13 protein-coding genes and 1 pseudogene are annotated in these 17,612 nt (G+C 71.3%); 13 read left to right on the top strand and 1 reads right to left on the bottom strand.

The window, feature by feature from the left end:
- Positions 1 to 104: 104 nt before the first annotated feature.
- From BSZ36_RS00250 to BSZ36_RS00195, 12 genes and pseudogenes are all read left to right on the top strand, one after another.
- Complete coding sequence (locus BSZ36_RS00250) at positions 105 to 1,298, top strand: glycosyltransferase (RefSeq protein WP_094545166.1); 1,194 nt, start codon at positions 105 to 107, stop codon at positions 1,296 to 1,298.
- Position 1,299: 1 nt separating this feature from the next.
- The gene (locus BSZ36_RS00245) at positions 1,300 to 2,577 is read left to right on the top strand and encodes a lipopolysaccharide biosynthesis protein (protein ID WP_094545165.1); all 1,278 of its coding nucleotides are present in this window, start codon (positions 1,300 to 1,302) and stop codon (positions 2,575 to 2,577) included.
- Positions 2,578 to 2,879: 302 nt separating this feature from the next.
- Positions 2,880 to 4,511 (top strand): O-antigen ligase family protein, encoded by a 1,632-nt coding sequence (locus BSZ36_RS00240; RefSeq protein WP_218827492.1) that lies wholly within the window; start codon positions 2,880 to 2,882, stop codon positions 4,509 to 4,511.
- A 507-nt stretch (positions 4,512 to 5,018) separates the two neighbouring features.
- The gene (locus BSZ36_RS00235; protein ID WP_094545163.1) at positions 5,019 to 5,999 is read left to right on the top strand and encodes a glycosyltransferase family 2 protein; all 981 of its coding nucleotides are present in this window, start codon (positions 5,019 to 5,021) and stop codon (positions 5,997 to 5,999) included.
- Complete coding sequence (locus tag BSZ36_RS00230; protein WP_094545162.1) at positions 5,996 to 7,159, top strand: glycosyltransferase family 2 protein; 1,164 nt, start codon at positions 5,996 to 5,998, stop codon at positions 7,157 to 7,159. Before BSZ36_RS00235 ends, BSZ36_RS00230 begins: the two co-directional genes overlap by 4 nt.
- Positions 7,156 to 8,340 carry a glycosyltransferase family 4 protein gene (locus BSZ36_RS00225; protein ID WP_094545161.1) on the top strand — a complete coding sequence of 395 codons (1,185 nt, stop codon included), beginning with the start codon at positions 7,156 to 7,158 and terminating at the stop codon, positions 8,338 to 8,340. Before BSZ36_RS00230 ends, BSZ36_RS00225 begins: the two co-directional genes overlap by 4 nt.
- Before the next feature lie 337 nt (positions 8,341 to 8,677).
- Positions 8,678 to 8,976, top strand: a pseudogene (locus tag BSZ36_RS00220) (GIY-YIG nuclease family protein).
- A gap of 195 nt (positions 8,977 to 9,171) precedes the next feature.
- The gene (locus BSZ36_RS00215; RefSeq protein WP_094545160.1) at positions 9,172 to 10,332 is read left to right on the top strand and encodes an NAD-dependent epimerase/dehydratase family protein; all 1,161 of its coding nucleotides are present in this window, start codon (positions 9,172 to 9,174) and stop codon (positions 10,330 to 10,332) included.
- Positions 10,333 to 10,390: 58 nt separating this feature from the next.
- A complete protein-coding gene (locus BSZ36_RS00210) occupies positions 10,391 to 10,966 on the top strand; it encodes an acyltransferase (RefSeq protein ID WP_094545159.1) in 576 nt (191 codons plus the stop codon).
- Entirely contained in the window at positions 10,963 to 12,105 is a 1,143-nt protein-coding gene (locus BSZ36_RS00205; RefSeq protein WP_179270940.1) for a glycosyltransferase family 2 protein, read from the top strand. The genes BSZ36_RS00210 and BSZ36_RS00205 overlap by 4 nt, the downstream gene beginning before the upstream one ends.
- A gap of 121 nt (positions 12,106 to 12,226) precedes the next feature.
- A complete protein-coding gene (locus tag BSZ36_RS00200; RefSeq protein WP_094545158.1) occupies positions 12,227 to 12,574 on the top strand; it encodes a hypothetical protein in 348 nt (115 codons plus the stop codon).
- Between the two features lie 139 nt (positions 12,575 to 12,713).
- The gene (locus BSZ36_RS00195) at positions 12,714 to 14,945 is read left to right on the top strand and encodes a TonB-dependent receptor (RefSeq protein WP_094545157.1); all 2,232 of its coding nucleotides are present in this window, start codon (positions 12,714 to 12,716) and stop codon (positions 14,943 to 14,945) included.
- Positions 14,946 to 15,056: 111 nt separating this feature from the next.
- On the opposite strand, the gene BSZ36_RS00190 is transcribed toward BSZ36_RS00195, so the two are convergent.
- Complete coding sequence (locus tag BSZ36_RS00190; protein WP_094545156.1) at positions 15,057 to 16,430, bottom strand: DUF4932 domain-containing protein; 1,374 nt, start codon at positions 16,428 to 16,430, stop codon at positions 15,057 to 15,059.
- A gap of 224 nt (positions 16,431 to 16,654) precedes the next feature.
- Here BSZ36_RS00190 and BSZ36_RS19150 point away from each other — a divergent pair.
- The coding region (locus tag BSZ36_RS19150; RefSeq protein ID WP_179270939.1) for a TolB family protein at positions 16,655 to 17,612 on the top strand (958 nt) is incomplete at its 3' end.

Genomic DNA, 17,612 nt, shown 5'->3' with positions numbered 1-17,612 from the left:
CTGTCCCGCTCCTCCTTGCCGCACTCCTGATACCCAGCTAGACCGACCCGCTGTCGCCTGCCCCAAACCCGATCCGGGGGCGCCAGAGGCCTTCCCGATTCGATATGAACGACGTCCAGAAACCCGCCCTCGTCTGCCTCGCCCAGCCCGCCTGGGACGGCGACTACGTCAAGTCCACCGTGCAGCTGATGCAGGCGCTCGCGGCGCACTACCGCGTGCTCTACGTGGACTACGCCTTCACGCTCGCCGACGCGGCCCGCTCCGCCGCCGGGCTGGGCTCGGCGCCGCTCGGCCGGATGCTCGGGCGCCAGAGGCTCCGCCGCGTGGACGGTCCGCACGGCCCGGTCTGGGTGCTCACGCCGCCGCCCGTCGTGCCGACGCAGTGGATGGAGGAGGGCCGGGCGTTCCGCGCCGCGCTGGAGATGAACGGCCAGATCGTGGGCGCCAGCATCCGGTCCGCGATGCGGAAGCTGGGCATGGAGCGCCCGACCGTCGTGACCGCCTTCGCGCCGCAGATCGGCCTGCCTCTGGCGGGAGCGCTGGGCGAGCGCGCGAGGGTCTACTACGGCTACGACGAGATCGCCGCCGCGCCGTGGGTCGGTAAGCACGGCGCGAGGCTGGAGGCCGAGTACCTCGCGCACGCCGACGCCGTCGTGGTCACGTCCGAGTGCCTCCGCAACAGCCGCCAGAGGCGGCACGCGAACGTCCACCTCGTGCCCAACGGCGTCGACTTCGACCTGTTCAACCAGGCCTCTGGCGAGACGGAAAACGCGCGGCCCTGCGTCGGCTTTATCGGCAGCCTGGACTCCCGCGTGGACTTCGACCTGCTCCACGGCGTCATCTCGCGCCGGACGGACCTCGACTTCCTGTTCGTCGGCCGCGTGACGGCGCCAGAGGCCGAGGCGCTGAAGGCGTATCCCAACGTGACGCTCGCGGGCTCGCACGCGCCCGAGGTGCTGCCGGGCTTTCTCGCGCGGATGGACGTGGGCACCATCCCGTTCAAGGTCTCGCGGTTCACGCGCAGCATCTACCCGCTCAAGCTCAACGAGTACCTCACCGCCGGCCGGCCCGTCGTGACGACGCCGTTCGCGCCGCTGGGCGACGCCGAAGCGCTCGTCTACACGGCGTCCGACACGGAGGTGTTCTCCCGCGCCATCGACGCCGCGCTGCACGACCACACCGAGGGCGCGCGCACGGCGCGCATCGCCTTCGCCCGGCAGAACACGTGGGAGGCCCGCGCCGAGGCGTTCGCCTCGGTCATCGAGTCCGCCTCTGGCGTGGACTGCGTCGCCGCCTGAGATGCGCCGCCTGATCTCCCTTCTCCGGGGGCCTCGCGCCCTCTCGCTCGGCGCCCAGGCCGCGGGCGCCATTCTCGGCTTCGCGGGCTTCGCGATGGTCGCGCGGGCGCTCTCGCCAGAGGCCTTCGGCGCGTGGGTGCTCTACCTCACGGTCGCCACGTTTTTCGACATGCTGCGGAGCGGGCTCGTGCAGGCGGCGCTCGTGCAGCGGGCCTCTGGCGCCGCGCCAGAGGCGTCGGACCAGTCGTTCGGCGCCGCGTGGGCGCTCGCGCTCGGCGTCACGGCGCTCGTCGCCAGCGGCGGGTTTGGGGCGGGCGCGATGGGCGGCGCGGGCGTGTTCTGGACGGCCTTCGCAGCGTTCCCGGCCTTGATGGTCGGCGGGCTGGGGCACACGGTCGCGGCGTGGCGGGCGCAGGCGGAGGAGCGGTTTGGGCGCGTGCTCGCGCTCCGGCTGGCGGTCAGCGTTCTGTTCGTCGTCGCGGTCGTCCTCATGCGCGACGGCCTGACGGTCGGCGCGCTGGCGTGGACGCACGCAGGCATCCACGGGGCGGTCTCCCTTTTCGCGATCGGGCTCGGGTGGGCGCGGCCTCGCCTCGTGCGTCTCGCCAGAGGCACGGAGATCCGCGCGCTGCTCCGCTTCGGCCGTTTCAGCGCGGTCACAACCGTCGGCGCCAACCTCTTGCGCAGCGCCGACGCGCTGATCCTCGGCGCGGTCCTGGGTCCGGCCGCGGTCGCGCTCTACGGCGTGCCCCAAAAACTCGTCGAGGCCGCCGAGGTGCCCATCCGCGGCCTCGCCGTCGCGGCGTTCCCGGCGCTCGCGCGCTCGGCCCGCGCGGGGGCGCACGACGCCTTCCGCTCCCGCCTCTGGCGCGACGTGGGCGGCCTCACGCTGCTCCTCTTGCCTGCCGCCGTCCTGGGCTGGGTGTTCGCGCCAGAGGCCACGGCGTTCCTCGGCGGCGAGGCCTACGCCGAGGCGGGCGCAGCCTTCCGCTGGTTCCTCCTCTACGCGCTCCTGCTCCCGCTCGACCGCTTTCTCGGCCTCGCGCTCGACGCGTTGGGCCGCCCGCAGCTCAACACGCTCAAGGTCGGCGCGATGCTCGCGGCCAACCTCGCGGGCGACGCCCTCGCGCTGTCGCTCGGCTTCGGCGTGACCGGCGTGGCCGCGGTCACGGTCGGCATGACGGCGGTGGGCGTGCTCGTCGGCCTCTGGCTCCTCTCCCGCGAGGTGCCTCTGGCGCGCGCTGGCGCCGTGCTCCCGATGGTGGTGGGTAGCCGGTGAAGAGCAAGCCCCCCCAGCCGTCATTCCCGCGGAGGCGGGAATCCAGAGTGATGAGCACTGGTGTCGCCAGAGGCCTCTGGCGTGCAGGGAGGGAAAGGGCGTGGCGGGGCCGCCTCTGGCGCTCGTCCTGGACCGAGAGGGCAGCCTGAGAGTCGTTCCCGGTACTCTGGATCCCCGCCTCCGCGGGGATGACGTTGGTGGTGGGGAAGGAGGAACGCCAGAGGCCTCTGGCGCCAGAGGCCGCGCCCCCCTCACGCCCGCGCGCACCCGGCCGATACCTGCACACATCTAGCTTCCCTCCCGTGATCGACCTCCCCACCGACGACGCCAGAGGCCCGCGCCGCATCGCCATCGGCGCGGCGGCGGTGATCGGCGCGGTGGTCCTCGGGCTCGCGGTCGCCAGAGGCGGGCTGCTGGTGGGGCTCGCGCTCGTGGGGCTCGTGCCGGCGCTCTACGTGGTCCGCAGCGTCATCCTGGACCCACGCTGGGGGCTCGCGGCGACGCTCGTGGTGGCGTTCGTGGGCGTCGGCATCACGCGCTACGTCCCGGCGCCGACGGGGCTGCTGGTGGACGCCTTTCTCGCGCTCACGCTTCTGGCGGTCGCGCTGCGGCCGCGCGAGTGGGAGTGGGACCGGCTGAAAAACGGCGCCGTGGTGGCCGTCACGGTCTGGATGGCCTACAACCTGCTTCAGATCGTCAACCCCGAGGCGCGGAGCATCGCGGCGTGGTTCTACGCGATGCGCGGCGTGGCGCTGTACCCGTTTCTGGCCGTCCCGCTGTTCCTGCTGCTCATCAAAGACCGGCGCGACCTCGACCGGCTGCTCTGGCTCTGGTTCGCCTTCTCGGTCCTCGGCGTGCTGTGGGGCGCGAAGCAGAAGCTCATTGGGCTCGACGGCGCCGAGCAGGCGTGGCTCAACGTGCCCGGCAACCTGTCCACGCACCTCCTCTTCGGCAAGCTCCGCGTCTTCTCGTTCTACTCCGATTCCGGCCAGTTCGGCGCCGCGATGGGCCACATGGGGCTCGCGGCGATCATCCTCGCGCTCGGCCCCGAGGGCCTCTGGCGCAAGGTGCTGCTCGCCGTCGCGGGCGTGCTCGGCATCTACGGCCTGCTGATCTCCGGCACGCGCGGCGCGATGGCGGTGCCGATGATCGGCTTCTTCGTCTACTTCCTCCTCAGCGGCAACTGGCGGCTGCTCGTGATGGGCATGGTGGCGCTCGCGATGGTCTACGGCGCGCTCAAGTTCACGAGCGTCGGCAGCGGCATCTACGAGGTGCAGCGGATGCGGACGGCGGTCGTGGAGGGCTCGGACAACCCGAGCCTGCAGGTGCGGCTGGAGAACCAGAAAAAGCTGAAGGCCTACCTCCAGAGCCGCCCGTTCGGCGGCGGCGTGGGCTCGGGCGGCTACTGGGGCCAGCGCTTCTCGCCGGGCACGTTCCTGGCGGAGCTGGCGCTGGACTCGTGGTACGTCAAGATCTGGGCAGAGCAGGGGCCGGTCGGCCTGTGGCTCTACCTCTCGGGCCTCGCCGCGCTTCTGGCGGGCGCCCTCCGCCGCCTCTTGCGCGTGCGCGACGCCGCGCTGCGCCAACGCCTCGCGGCGCTCTTCGCCGGGCTCTGCGGCATCGCCGTGGCGAGCTACGGCAACCAGGTCCTCGGGCAGATGCCGACGGGCATCATCGTCGCGCTGAGCGTCGCCGCGCTGTACCTCGCGCCGCGGCTGGATTCTCCGCCAGAGGCCTCTGGCGATGCGGCGTCGGCCGGGGACGCGCCTCTGGCGCCAGAGGCGGCCTTGCATGTCCCTGGGGGACTGAACGCCCCCTCTTTCGGGGGAGACAGGACTGAGGAGGGAGGGACCCAGCACGGCGCCAGAGGCCTGCATCGCGCTCGCCCGGTCACCCCCTCCCGACCTCCCCCGTCTGGGGGAGGAGGGTCGTAGGCAGGAGCGGCGTAGAACATCCGCCTCTGGCGCCAGAGGCTCAGCCTCTCCTCCCCTCCCGGACGAGAGGGGTCGGGGGAGGGCGACGCTCGCTACCACCTACAGCGTCATCCCCGCGCAGGCGGGGATCCAGAGTACCGGGAACGACCCTCTGAATACTCTAGCGGCTCAGGACGAGCGCCAGAGGCGGCCTCGCCACGGCCTTTCCCTCCTTGCACCGCCAGAGACCTCTGGCGAGGTATGCACTCATCACTCTGGATGACCTGTGGTGACGCTGCGCGGTCCCGCCTGCGCGGGAATGACGGATGGAAATGCGAGCGTTGGCCGTGCGCCTCTGGCGCCAAAGACGCGTAGGGGCGACCCGCTGGGTCGCCCGAGGAGGCGCCGCCAGAGGCCCCAAAGACGCGCGCCCGGCGTTCGTCGAACCAGAGCGGGCGTTCGTCGAAGCGCGGCCCGCCTCTGGCGCCAGAGGCCGGATCCTGCGGGCACTCCGACACCCCGCACGCCATGCCGCCGCTCGTCTCCATCGTCACCCTCAACTGGAACCAGGCCGAGGTCACCTGCGACCTCCTCGCCTCGCTCTCCCGCGCGACGTACCCCAACCTGGAGGTCGTCGTGGTGGACAACGGCTCCGAGGCGCACGACGTGGCGAAGATCGCGGCCTACTCGCCGCGCCCGCGTCTGATCAAGAGCGCCACTAACCTCGGCTTCACCGGCGGCAACAACCTCGGCATGCGCCACGCCAGAGGCGAGTACGTGCTGCTGCTCAACAACGACACCGAGGTGGAGCCCGACTTCCTGGAGCCGCTCGTCGTCGCGATGGAGGCCGACGCCCAGATCGGCGCTGCCTCGCCCAAGATCCGCTACTACCACGATCCCGAGCGCATCCAGTACGCTGGCGGGACCGCCGTCGACCCGTTCCGCGGGCAGGCGCGCTGGGTCGGCTCCGGCGAGATCGACCGCGGCCAGCACGACGCCTCTGGCGAGACCGAGATGGGCCACGGCGCCGCGCTGCTGATCCGCCGGGCCGTGCTGGAAACCGTCGGGATGCTGGGGGCGGACTTCTTCATCTACTACGAGGAGATCGACTTCGGCACGCGCCTCCGCCGCGCGGGATGGAAGGCCCACTACGTCGCCGAGTCGACGGTCTGGCACAAGGAGTCGGTCACGGTCGGCAAGGCGAGCCCGCTCAAGACGCGCTTCCAGACGCGCAACCGGCTGCTCTACCTGCGCCGCAACGGCCTCGGCTGGCGGACGCCTCTGGCGATGGCGTTTGTGCTCCTCGCGAGCCTCGTCCACACCGTCCGCTTCGCCCTCGCGGGCCAGTGGGACCACGTCCGCGCCGTCGGGCAGGGCCTCGCGTGGCACCTCTCGCACCCACGCCTCACGCCCGACGAGCGCCTTGCGCCGCGTCCCGCCCTCGTCGCCCTCGACCGCCCCGCCGCCCGCCGCGCTCGCGCCAGAGGCCCCATCCGCATCTCGGCATGACCGTCCTCTTCACGCTTCTCTGGGCGCCTCTGGCGCTCGCCGTCGGCTACCTCCTCGTCTTCGCGATCGCGGGCCGCGCGAGGCGGATTTCCACGCCCGAGGCGGGCGCCCGGCTCAAGACCGCCGTGCTGCTTCCGGCCTACCGCGAGGACGCCGTGATCGTCGAAAGCGCCCGGCAGGCGCTCGCGCAGGACTACCCGTCGGACCGCTTCGATGTGATCGTGATCGCCGACGGGCTCCAGCCCGAGACGAACGAGCAGCTTCTGGCGCTCGGCGCGACGGTCCTGCAAGTGCAGTTTGAGCGCTCCACCAAAGCCAAGGCCCTCCGCGCCGCGACCGAGGCCTTCCCGCCGGGCCTCTACGAGACCGTGGTCGTGCTCGACGCCGACAACGTGATGGCCTCTGGCGCCCTCGCGAGGCTGGACGACGCGCGGGCACTCTCGCCTGTCGTGCAGGGGCAGCGCGTGGCCAAAAATCTCGACACGCCTCTGGCGCGTCTGGATGCGCTCTCCGAGCACGTCAACAACCACATCTTCCGCCGCGGCCACGCCGCGCTCGGCCTGAGCGCCGCCCTCATCGGCTCCGGCATGGCCTTCGATGCCACGCTCTTCACCGACCTGATGGCCCGCGCCGAGGCCATCGGCGGCTTTGACAAGGAGCTCGAACTGGAGCTGACGCGGAGCCGCACGCGCATCGCCTACGCGCCAGAGGCTGTCATCTACGACGAGAAGGCGGCCGCGCCCGATGTCTTCGTCCGCCAGAGGCGCCGCTGGCTGGCCGCGCAGGCGCACTACGCCGGCCAGCACCTCGGCCCCGCGCTGCTCTCGCTCGCCCGGACCGGCAACGCCGACTACGCCGACAAGGCGCTGCAGATGATCCTGCCGCCGCGCGCGCTGCTCCTCGGCGCCGTGCCCGTGCTCACCGTCCTGGCCGCGCTTGCGGGCGCGCCTCTGGCGCCGTGGGTCGCGCTCGGCCTCGCGCTCGGTCTCGCCATCGCACTCGGCATCCCCGCGGGCCTCTGGCGCAGCCTCGGCCGCGACCTCCTCCACCTGCCGGGCGCGCTCGTGCTCATGCTCCGCGCGGGTCTCTCCGCCAGAGGCGCCAACCGCACCTTCATTCACACGCCGCACACCGCGGCCCACGTCACCGCCCCCTCATGAGGATCGGAATCGAAGCCCAGCGCCTCTTTCGCGCACGCAAGCACGGGATGGACATCGTCGCGCTGGAGCTGCTCCGGCGGCTCCCGGCGCTCGCGCCCGAGCACGAGTTCGTCGCGTTCGTCCGCCCCGGCGAGGACCGCTGCCTCGCGCCAGAGGCCAACCTGGAGGTCGTCGAGGTGGAGGCCCGCTCGTACCCGACCTGGGAGCAGATCGCGCTGCCGCGTGCTGCCAAAGCCGCGGGCGTGGACCTGCTGCACTGCACGGCGAACACGGCGCCTCTGGCGTCGCCCGTCCCGGTCGTGCTCACGCTGCACGACATCATCTTTATGGAGGGTGGGAGCCCGCTGCTGCGCGGCGGATCGGCCTACCAGCGGCTGGGCAACCAGTACCGCCGCGCCGTCGTGCCCGGCGCCGTGCGCCGCGCCGCCCGCGTGACCACGGTCTCGACGTACGAGTCCGGCCGCATCGCCGAGCGCTTCCCCGAGGCCTCTGGCGTGCTGAGCGTCGTCCCCAACGCCGTCAGCGAGACGTTCGCGCCAGAGACCAACCCGGGCCGCCTCCGCACCGTCCGCGAGCGCTACGCGCTGCCCGAGCGCTTCGTCTTCCTCCTCGGCAACACGGACCCCAAGAAGAACATTCCGGGCGCCGTGGACGCCTACGTCCGCTACGCCAGAGGCACGGACTCGCCCGTCCCGCTCGTCGTCGCCGACCTCGCGCCAGAGGCCCTCGCCGCGCACCTCCGCGCCCTCGGCGCGATGGACCTGGCCGACCTGTTCGTCCTCCCCGGCTACATGGCCCACGCGGACCTCCCTGCGGTCTACAGCCTGTGCGACGCGTTCCTCTACCCGTCGCTGCGCGAGAGCTTCGGCCTCCCCATCCTGGAGGCGATGGCCTGCGGCGCGCCTGTCATCACGTCGGACGCCGCGTCGATGCCCGAGGTCGCAGGGGCCGCCGCGCTCCTCACGGACCCGCGCCAACCCGCCGAGATCGCCGCCGCGCTCCAGCAGGTCCTGGGTAGCTCGCCGCTCCGCCGCGCGCTCTCCGCCCGAGGCCGCCGCCGCGCCGCCACCTTCTCCTGGGACCACGCCGCCCGCCTCATGCTCGCGGAGTACGAAGCGGCCCTCGCGCCAGAGGCCTCTGGCGTGGCTGTGCCCGCCGCACTGGCGCCCGCTCTGGGCTAGGTCGCCGCGCCTCTGGCGCCAGAGGCGCATCCCGCCCTCACACGAACGCCGGTAGATATCGCGAACCACCCTTTCTCAGTAGAGCCCTTTCAGTCGTGATTCCCGCGCAGGCGGGAATGCAGAGTGACGACTGCTTTCTTCGCCAGAGGCCTCTGGCGACGCAGGGAGGGAAAGGCCGTGGCGGCACCGCCTCTGGCGCGCGTCCTGAGCCGAGAAGGCAGCCTGAGGTCGTTCCCGATACTCTGGATCCCCGCCTTCGCGGGGATGACGTTGTAGGTGGGAGCGAGGGGGGCGAGTCTGGATCCTTCGCCAGAGGCTCGTGCTCTATCCTCAGCCCATGTCTCAGAAGACCGGCTTCGTCTACCTCCTCGCCAGTCAGCGCAACGGGACGCTCTACCTCGGCGTGACGAGCGACCTCGTCCGCAGAGTCCGGGAGCACAAGGAGGGCGCGCACGACGGGTTCTCGAAGGCGCATGGCACCCACCGTCTCGTCTGGTTCGAGGAGCATCCGCGCGTCGTCGACGCCATCGCGCGGGAGAAGCAGCTCAAGAGTGGAGGCGGGCATGGAAGCTGCGTCTGATCGAAGAGGAGAATCCCGGGTGGGTCGATCTCTACGAGGCGCTGGTGCACGGCTGAGGGGCCACCGGGTACCGCGCGCGTCTTCCCGCAGACGCCAGAGGCCTCTGGCGCCAGAGGCCCGGTCGAACGGGGGCGCGTGTTCGTCGAAGGAGCGGCGGGGTTGGTCGAAGGGTGGGCAGGAAGCGGGTGCCAGAGGGAGAAACTGGAGCATCCACACAGGGCGATGCGCCCACCACCCCAGCCAACACCGCTATGTCTGCTCCCGTCTCTCTCGTCACCGGCGTCGCCGGCGTCGCCGGCTTTATCGGATCCCATGTCGCCGACGAACTGCTCGCGATGGGGCACAAGGTCGTCGGGCTCGACGACCTCTCGGGCGGCTACCGCGACAACGTGCCGGAGGGCGTCGAGTTCGTGCACGGCTCTATCACCGACGCGGCGCTCGTCGCGCAGCTGTTCGCGACGCACCAGTTCGACTACGTGTACCACCTCGCGGCCTACGCCGCCGAGGGCCTGAGCCCGTTTATCCGCCGGTTCAACTACACGAACAACCTGCTCGGGACCGCCACGCTCGTCAACGGCGCCGTCAACGCCGGGACGGTCAAGTGCTTTGTGTTCACGTCCTCGATGGCCGTCTACGGCTCCAACCAGGTGCCGATGCGCGAGGACATGACGCCGATGCCCGAGGACCCGTACGGGGTCGCCAAGTTCGCGGCCGAGATGGACGTGCAGCAGGCCAAGACGATGTTCGGGATGGACTTTATCATCTTCCGCCCGCACAACGTCTACGGCGAGCGCCAGAACCTCGGCGACCGCTACCGGAACGTGATCGGCATCTTTATGAACAAGGTGCTGGAGGGCGAGGCGATGACCGTCTACGGCGACGGGCTCCAGACGCGCGCCTTCAGCTACATCACCGACGTGGCGCCGATCATCGCGCACAGCGTGAACCACCCCGAGGTGTACGGCCAGATCGTCAACGTCGGCGCCGACCAGCCGTACACGATCCTGGAGATGGCCGAGGAGGTGTCCCGCGCGATGGGCGTGACGCCGAACGTGATCCACCTCGAAGCGCGCACCGAGGTGAAGCACGCCTGGACCGACCACGCCGTGCTCAACCGCTACTTCGGCGACCTCCGCCAGGGCGTGACGCTGGAGGCCGGGCTCGACAAGATGGCGCGCTGGGCGCGCACCGCCGGGCCGTTCCAGCGGAGCCTTTTCGAGGGCATCGAGATCAGCAAGGGGCTCTACTCCTTCTGGCAGGACGCCATCCGCGCCCCCGAGGCCGAGACCGCCGCGACGCCTCTGGCGAGCGCCGAGGCGACGCCCGCGCCAGAGGCCGCCAAGCCCGTCAAGGCGCCAGAGGCCCCGGCCCGCCGTGTGCTCGCGCCCTCGCGCAGCCTCGCGACCGCCTAGCCCGACACTCCCACCACCGGGCGGGGCGCCAGAGGTCCCGCCCGCTTTCGGTTCTGACATGGACGCCACTCTCGACCTCCCCGCCCGCCCCTCGCGTCCCGCCGTGTCCGCCGGGCGCCTCTGGCGCGGCGGGCTGCGGTGGCTCAACGCGCAGGTGCGGCTCCGCCGCTGCACGCTCGGCCGCCGCGTGACGCTCTGGGGCCGACCCCACGTCAACGCCTCTGGCGAGATCGCACTCGGCGACAATGTGACGGTCCACTCGTTTCTCTCGCGCGTGCAACTCTCGGCCGGAGAGGGCGCGCGGTTGAGCGTGGGCGAGGGGACGTACATCAACAACGGGACCGTGCTCTCGGCGCGAGACGAGGTGAGGATCGGCGCCGGGTGCCAGATCGCGACCGGCGTGATCGTGATGGACTCCGACTTCCACGCCGTCGGCGACCTGGACGCGGCGGGCAAGACCGCGCCCATCGTCATCGGCGACGGCGTGTGGCTGGCGACCCGCGCGACGGTCCTCAAAGGCGTGACCATCGGCGAGGGCGCCGTCGTCGCCGCTGGCGCCGTCGTGACGAAAGACGTGGCGCCCTACACCGTCGTTGCGGGCGTGCCCGCGCGGCCCATCCGCTCCCTGAGATGATCGAGATCCTGTTCTGGACCGCCGCGGCCGTCCTGTTCTACACCTACATCGGCTACGGGCTTCTGGCGGCGCTGCTCGTGCGCCTCCGCGGCCGCCGTCCGGCGCCAGAGGCGTTTGCCGAGTGGCCTGCGGCGACGGTCGTGGTCGCGGCCTACAACGAGGCCGCCTACATCGGCGAGAAGGTGCGCAACACGCTCGGCCAGGACTACCCCAGCGACCTCCGCCTGCTCGTCGTCGCCGACGGCTCCACCGACGCCACCGCCGAGATCGCGCGGGAAGCGGGCGCCGAGGTGCTGTTCGAGCCCGAGCGTCGCGGCAAGATCGCGGCGATGCACCGCGCGCTGGCGCACGTCGACACGCCGCTGGTCGCGTTTACCGACGCCAACGCGATGCTGGAGACGGATGGACTCCGCCACCTGCTCGCCCCGTTCGCGGACCCGACCGTCGGCGCCGTCGCGGGCGAGAAGCGGGTGCGCGCGAGTGCCAACGGGGCCTCTGGCGAGGGCCTGTACTGGCGCTACGAGTCGGCGCTGAAGAAGCTGGACAGCCAGTTGCACTCGGTCGTCGGCGCCGCGGGCGAGCTGTTCGCCCTCAGGACGCCTCTGGCGGAGCCGGTCGAGCCCGACACGATCCTGGACGACTTCGTGCTCTCGCTGCGCGTGGCCGAAAAAGGCTGGCGCGTGGCCTACGCGCCAGAGGCCTGCGCGACCGAGGCGCCCTCGGCGTCGATGGAGGACGAGTGGACGCGCAAGGTGCGCATCTGCGCCGGCGGCTGGCAGGCCATGAGCCGCTTGCGCGGACTGTGCAACCCGTTCCGCCACGGACTCCTCACGCTGCAGTACGTCTCGCACCGCGTTCTCCGCTGGACCCTCGCGCCGGTGCTCCTGCCTCTGGCGTTGATCCTCAACATCGTCCTCGCGCCAGAGGCCGGGGTCTACGCCGCGCTCCTGGCGGCGCAGGTGGCGTTCTACGCCGTCGCCGCGCTCGGCTGGGCGTTGCGCGAGCGCGAAGTGCCGGTCCGCGGCTTCCGCCTCCCGCTCTACGTCGTGTTTATGCACGCGGCGGTCTTCCCGGGCGTGCTGCGCTTCCTGACGGGGCAGCAGTCGGTGAACTGGGCGCGGGCGCGGCGGGCGGTCTGAGCAGGCCCGGGCCTCTGGCGTCTGCGCCTCTGGCGCCCGAGCCTCGGGCAGACCCGGTGAACCCGGAGCGAACTGCACGCCGAGTGCGGCACGCGTCGCCAGAGGCTCCGTACCCTGCTGCATGGAGTCGTTTCGCCGCTGCCTGTCTCCCCTCGCCACGTTTCTGGCGGTCCTGATCGCCATCCAGGTGACGGACGTGATCGTGTGCGCCGACGAGGCGGAGGCGGCCGACCGCGCGGGGCAGCACGAGGCGGGCGAGCGCCCGGCCTCTGGCGATCCGCACGAGGGCTCCCACCACCAGGACGACGAGAGCGCGGCGGACTGCCTGTGCCACATCGTCTTCGCGCCCACGACCGTCGTCCCGGCGCTCGGCGGGCGCCCGGCGCCAGAGGCCCTGCCGGTCGCGCTGGCGGCGGATGCGCCGCCAGATGTAGAGCCCGACGGGCCTGAGCACGTCCCCCTGGGGTAGAGACCGCCCGGCAGGCGCTGTCCGCCGGGTCCGCTGCACAGATGCAGCCCACGTCTCCGCCGAGGTCGCCGGTCCGCACGGACCCCCCCGGCACGTCTCTGCTCTGCCCTCTCAACGGGAGGGGGCGTTTCCCACAGCTATGATTTCCCAACGCTGGGCCCGACTCGGGTCCGTATTCGCCGCCTTCGTGGTGGCCTTGCTCCCCATCGCCGCTGCCGCCCAGGCCTCTGGCGCCTCCACCCATTCCGTCACCGTGCGCGTCACTGACGAGCACGAGGGCACCCCGCTTCCCGGCGCGACGGTCGTCGTGGAAGGAAGCACGCCGCTCATCGGCGCCACGGCCGACGCCAGCGGCCTCGCGCGGCTGACCGGCGTCGGCGCGGGCGCGCGCACGCTTGTCGTGTCGTTCGTCGGCTACGAGACCGCTCGCGTCGCCGTCACCCTGCCTCTGGCGGATCCGGAGGCGCCCATCGAGGTGGAGATGGAAGAGGACGAAGAGTCGCTGGACAACGTGGTCGTGGGCGCGACGCGGACCAGCCGCACGATTGCGCAGATCCCGACGCGAGTCGAAACCATCGCGGGCGAGGAGATCGACGAGAAGATCTCGATGGAGCCCTCCAACATCACGATGCTCCTCAACGAGTCGCCGGGGATCGTCGTGCAGCAGACCTCGGCGGTCTCGGCCAACGCGTCGATCCGCATCCAGGGGCTCGACGGCCGCTACACGCAGCTTCTCAAGGACGGCTTCCCGCTCTACGGCGGCTTCTCGGGCGGCCTCTCGCTGCTCCAGGTCCCGCCGCTGGACCTCCGCCAGGTCGAGATCATCAAGGGCCCGGCCTCCACGCTCTACGGCGGCGACGCCATCGCGGGCCTCGTCAACCTCGTCACCAAGACGCCAGAGGCGGCGCCGGAGCGCTCGCTCCTGCTCAACGCCACGAGCGCGGGCGGGCTCGACGTGGGCGCGTTTCTCTCGGGACGCAACGAGGACCTGGGCTACACGCTCCTGGCCTCGGCCAACCGCCAGAGGCCGTACGACGGCGACGGCGACGCCTTTACCAACCTGCCGAGGACGCAGCGCGTTACGCTCGCGCCGCGCGGCTACGTCTACTCCGGCGCGACGACGATCTGGGCCGGGCTCTCAGGAACGGCCGAAGAGCGCGAGGGCGGCGACATCGCAGTGATCGAGGACGGCGCGGCGGGCTACGCCGAGCGCTCCACGAGCTACCGCCTCACATCGCAGGCGCGCTTGGACCGCACATTGGCCTCTGGCGACGTGCTCACGCTCAAGTACAGCGGAAGCGCATTCGACCGCAGCATCGAACTCCCGGGCTACGCGTTCGGCGGGCTGCAGACGACGAGCTATTCGGAAGCGTCAGGCTTGTTCGGATGGGGCGCGCACGACGTGGTGGCTGGGCTCGACCTCCGCACCGACGCCTTCGACGAGAGCGACGCCAGAGGCCTGGCCCTTGGCGAGCGGCTGGACTACGGCTACCGCGTCGCGGGCGCGTTCGTGCAGGACACCTGGGACGTGTCCGAGCAGCTCGCGGTCGAACTCGGGCTGCGCGGCGACCTCCACGACGAGTACGGCGCGTTCGTCCTGCCGCGCGCCTCGGCACTTGTGCGCGTAAGCCCGCAGGTCTCGCTCCGCGCGACGGGCGGGCTGGGCTACAAAGCCCCGACGGTCTTTCTGGAGCCCTCCGAGAGCCGCGCCTTCCAGGGCGTGCTCCCGCTGGACGAGACGGTAGAGGCCGAGACCTCCGAGGGCGTCACGGTCGACGTCAACCTCCAGACGGTTCTCGGCGGGCGCGTCACGCTCTCGCTCAATCAGGCCGCCTACCTCACGCACCTCGACGACGCGCTCGTCCCGGCCTCTGGCGCCGAAGACGGCCTCTTGCGCTACCAGAACGCCAGCGGCCCCGTCGTCACGCGCGGGTTGGAGACCAACCTCCGCCTCGGCCTGGACGACTTCAAGCTGTTCCTCGGCTACGTCTACCTCGACGCGACCGAGGCCACGCCAGAGGCCTCTGGCGACACGCGCCAAAGCCTCGCGCTCACGCCCGCGCACAAGACGTACTCCGTTCTCGTGTGGGAGCAGCACGCCCGCGGCCGGATCGGCCTGGAGGCGTACTACACCGGCCCGCAGACGCTGCCCGATGGCGAGCGGACGCCCGGCTACTGGGTGACGGGCATCATGGGCGAGTGGCGCGTCGGTCCCGCCCGCCTGTTTCTCAACCTGGAGAACATCCTCGACACGCAGCAGACGAACTACAGTCCGGTCGTGATCGGCCCACGCGCCACGCCGACGTTTGCCGACGTGTGGGCGCCGACGGACGGCTTTATCGCCAACGGCGGCGTAAAGCTGGCGCTCTGATCCCGCCAGAGGCCTCTGGCGGATCCTGCCTCTCGCGCCCCGCTGACGTTGGTCGGCGGGGCGCTGTTCATTTGCCTCTGGCGCCAGAGGCGCGGGGGGTTCGCCAGAGGCCTACTGCCGGGCGGTCCACCGCACGATCGCGGGCATGAGGTCGTGCAGCGTCTCGCCCTCGGCGCGGGCGTCGTAGAGCGCCGAGAGCGCGTCCGCGAAGGCGCCGAAGCGCACGAAGCCGCGGTTGACCTCCATAAACCGGACGAGGCCCTCGCGCGCCTCTCGCGCCGTGTCGGCCGGGTAGTGAGCGTCCACGTAGAGCAGGAAGGGCGCCCACGTCATGTACTCCGCGAAGGTCTCAAACGGGCTGTCGTAGCCGCCGTACGCCTTCCACGCGCCGAGGTCGGCCATCGCGGCGGAGATCTCCGCCGCCAGAGGCTCCATCGACGGGTTGACGTAGGTGTGGTCGTACTCGGTAAACGCCATGCGGCTCATCTCCACCTGGCGCCACGCGGGCGTGCCCTCGCCCACGACCGAGCCGAAGGCGTCGTCCAGGATCGCCGGCGGGCCGATAAAGATCACCGACTCGCGGTAGTCGCCGTCGCGCATCTCCTTCGCGTTGTGCGCGCCGTAGGTCAGCGGCGAGAAAACCGTGAGGTAGCCTTGGGAGCGCTCGGGGAACTCGGCTTCGAGCCAGTCCCACATCTGCTGGACCGGCAGCAGCGCGGCCATCTCCTGCCTCTGGCGCGCGTACAGCGGCTCGCTCGCGGCGTAGAAGGCGCGGAAGCCGGAGGCGCGCGCGAAGTCCTCCGCCAGAGGCCGCAGGGACGCGAGGCGGCTCTGGCCCCGGCCGACGACGACGTAGACCGAGTCCGCCACGAAGCGGTCGCCGCTAAAGCGGAAGCCGAGCGCGCTCTGGCGCACGGGTATGAAGTCGTCGTCCTGGATCACCGCCTCCAGCGCGGCGACGAACGGGTGGTCCGCGAGCGCGCCGAAGTGCGCCATCACGGCGTCGTAGTAGTCGCCCTCGCGCCACACGAGCACGTTCGACGTGTCGCGCCCCGAGGGCGTGAGCGCGAAGGCGACGTTGACGAACTCGTATGCCTCTGGCGTCTCGAAGCGCGAGGTCCCGCCGTGGAGGGCACGGAAGGCCTCGGAGTAGTGCGCCTCGTCGGGCGGCCAGAAGGAGAAGTCGAACGCGGCCTCGCGCGAGAGGCCCACAATGTGGACGCGGTACACGCCCGCGGCCTCTGGCGCCACGCGCAGCGTGTCGCGCGCGCCGACAAGCGCGACGGAGTAGCGCACGCCGTCCTCCACGAGCGGGAGGTTGACGACGTTGACCGAGTCCAGGTCGGCCTCGGCGATCTCCATGGCCCAGCCGGCCTCGGGGATCATGAGCGTGAAGGAGCCGGCCTCTGGCGCCCAGGCGATGGGGGCGTTCTGGGCGTGCGCCAGAGGCGCGAGGAGGGCGAAGGCGAAAAGGGCGAGGCGCATGGAGATCGGGAAAGGACGCCCGAGGACGCGCCGGTTTTCTGGATGGTTACAGGTGGTCGGCCGAGCCCGAAAAGCCCCGCGACCGGAAGCGCTTCCGTCTTCGTATCCGCGCTGTGTAGGACGAACGCCCACGGATGCGTAGGTCAAGCGTCCATTATGTCAGGATCATCCATTCATCAGGTCTAAACGATTGCAGATCGCCCGCGGCACCGGTTGTTTCGGGCATGCGCGCTTCACACGTACTCCTTCTGGTCCTCGTCGCCACCGGGTGCGCCTCTGGCGATTCCACCATTCCAGAAGCCGAGCGGAGCGCCATCGGCGCGGACCTCGTGTACACGTCGGAGCGCGACGGTGCGCGCCACGCGTACCGCCTCTCGCCCGGGGCGCCAGAGGCCCGCGCGATGGGCAGCGTGCAGTTCGACGAGGTGCCTCTGGCGGTCTCCCCAGACGGCGAGGCTGTGGTCGTCGGGCGGACCGTCGCGGACGACGATCAGCTCTTGGAGCAGCTCGTGGTCTGGGAAGGCGGGCGCGCGACGGTCCTGACGCCGGCCACGCGACGCGCGCGCAACCCGTCGTGGAGCCCGGACGGCACGTGGCTCGCCTTTGAAGCCGACCTCGCGAGCGCGAGCGACCTCTGGCGCATCGGGCGCGACGGCAGCGGGCTGGCGCGCCTCACGGACAACCCCGAGGGCAACTACGAGCCCGTCGTCGCGCCCGATGGCGCGGCCATCGTGTTCGTCTCCAGCCGCGACATGAACGCCGAGGCCTACCGCATGGCCCCGGACGGCGCCGACCCGGTCCGCCTCCCCGGCTCCCCCCGCGACGAGTGGGCGCTCCGCCCCTCCCCTGACGGCCGCCGCCTCGCGTTGCTCACGCGCGAGAACGGCCGCGACGAGCTCGTCCTCGCGCGCCCGGACGGCTTGGACCGCCAGTGGCTGGGCACCACGCGCTCCCCCATCGCCTCTGGCGACGATTTGCTGGAGGCCGACCCCTCGTGGAGCCCGGACGGGCAGCGCCTCGCCTACACCACGCTCTCCCGCTCCGGCGCGAAGCAGATCTGGACCGTCGAGGTCGACGGCGGCGAGCACCGCGCGCTGACCGACACCACGAGTTGGGCGCCCGCCTGGAGCCCCGACGGCCGCTACCTCGCCTTCGTCTCCGACCGCGACGGCTCCCCCAGCC

This window comes from Rubricoccus marinus (assembly GCF_002257665.1).
Classification (GTDB): domain Bacteria; phylum Bacteroidota; class Rhodothermia; order Rhodothermales; family Rubricoccaceae; genus Rubricoccus; species Rubricoccus marinus.
This window is presented reverse-complemented; position numbering and strand designations above follow the sequence as displayed.

Bases quoted from the DNA above. Each gene is read 5' to 3' on its own strand.
- BSZ36_RS00205 (WP_179270940.1), top strand. From the start codon at position 10,963: ATGATCGAGATCCTGTTCTGGACCGCCGCGGCCGTCCTGTTCTACACC.
- BSZ36_RS00230 (WP_094545162.1), top strand. From the start codon at position 5,996: ATGACCGTCCTCTTCACGCTTCTCTGGGCGCCTCTGGCGCTCGCCGTC.
- BSZ36_RS00215 (WP_094545160.1), top strand. From the start codon at position 9,172: ATGTCTGCTCCCGTCTCTCTCGTCACCGGCGTCGCCGGCGTCGCCGGC.
- BSZ36_RS00210 (WP_094545159.1), top strand. From the start codon at position 10,391: ATGGACGCCACTCTCGACCTCCCCGCCCGCCCCTCGCGTCCCGCCGTG.
- BSZ36_RS00195 (WP_094545157.1), top strand. From the start codon at position 12,714: ATGATTTCCCAACGCTGGGCCCGACTCGGGTCCGTATTCGCCGCCTTC.
- BSZ36_RS00235 (WP_094545163.1), top strand. From the start codon at position 5,019: ATGCCGCCGCTCGTCTCCATCGTCACCCTCAACTGGAACCAGGCCGAG.
- BSZ36_RS00190 (WP_094545156.1), bottom strand. From the start codon at position 16,430: ATGCGCCTCGCCCTTTTCGCCTTCGCCCTCCTCGCGCCTCTGGCGCAC.
- BSZ36_RS00245 (WP_094545165.1), top strand. From the start codon at position 1,300: ATGCGCCGCCTGATCTCCCTTCTCCGGGGGCCTCGCGCCCTCTCGCTC.
- BSZ36_RS00250 (WP_094545166.1), top strand. From the start codon at position 105: ATGAACGACGTCCAGAAACCCGCCCTCGTCTGCCTCGCCCAGCCCGCC.
- BSZ36_RS00200 (WP_094545158.1), top strand. From the start codon at position 12,227: ATGGAGTCGTTTCGCCGCTGCCTGTCTCCCCTCGCCACGTTTCTGGCG.
- BSZ36_RS00225 (WP_094545161.1), top strand. From the start codon at position 7,156: ATGAGGATCGGAATCGAAGCCCAGCGCCTCTTTCGCGCACGCAAGCAC.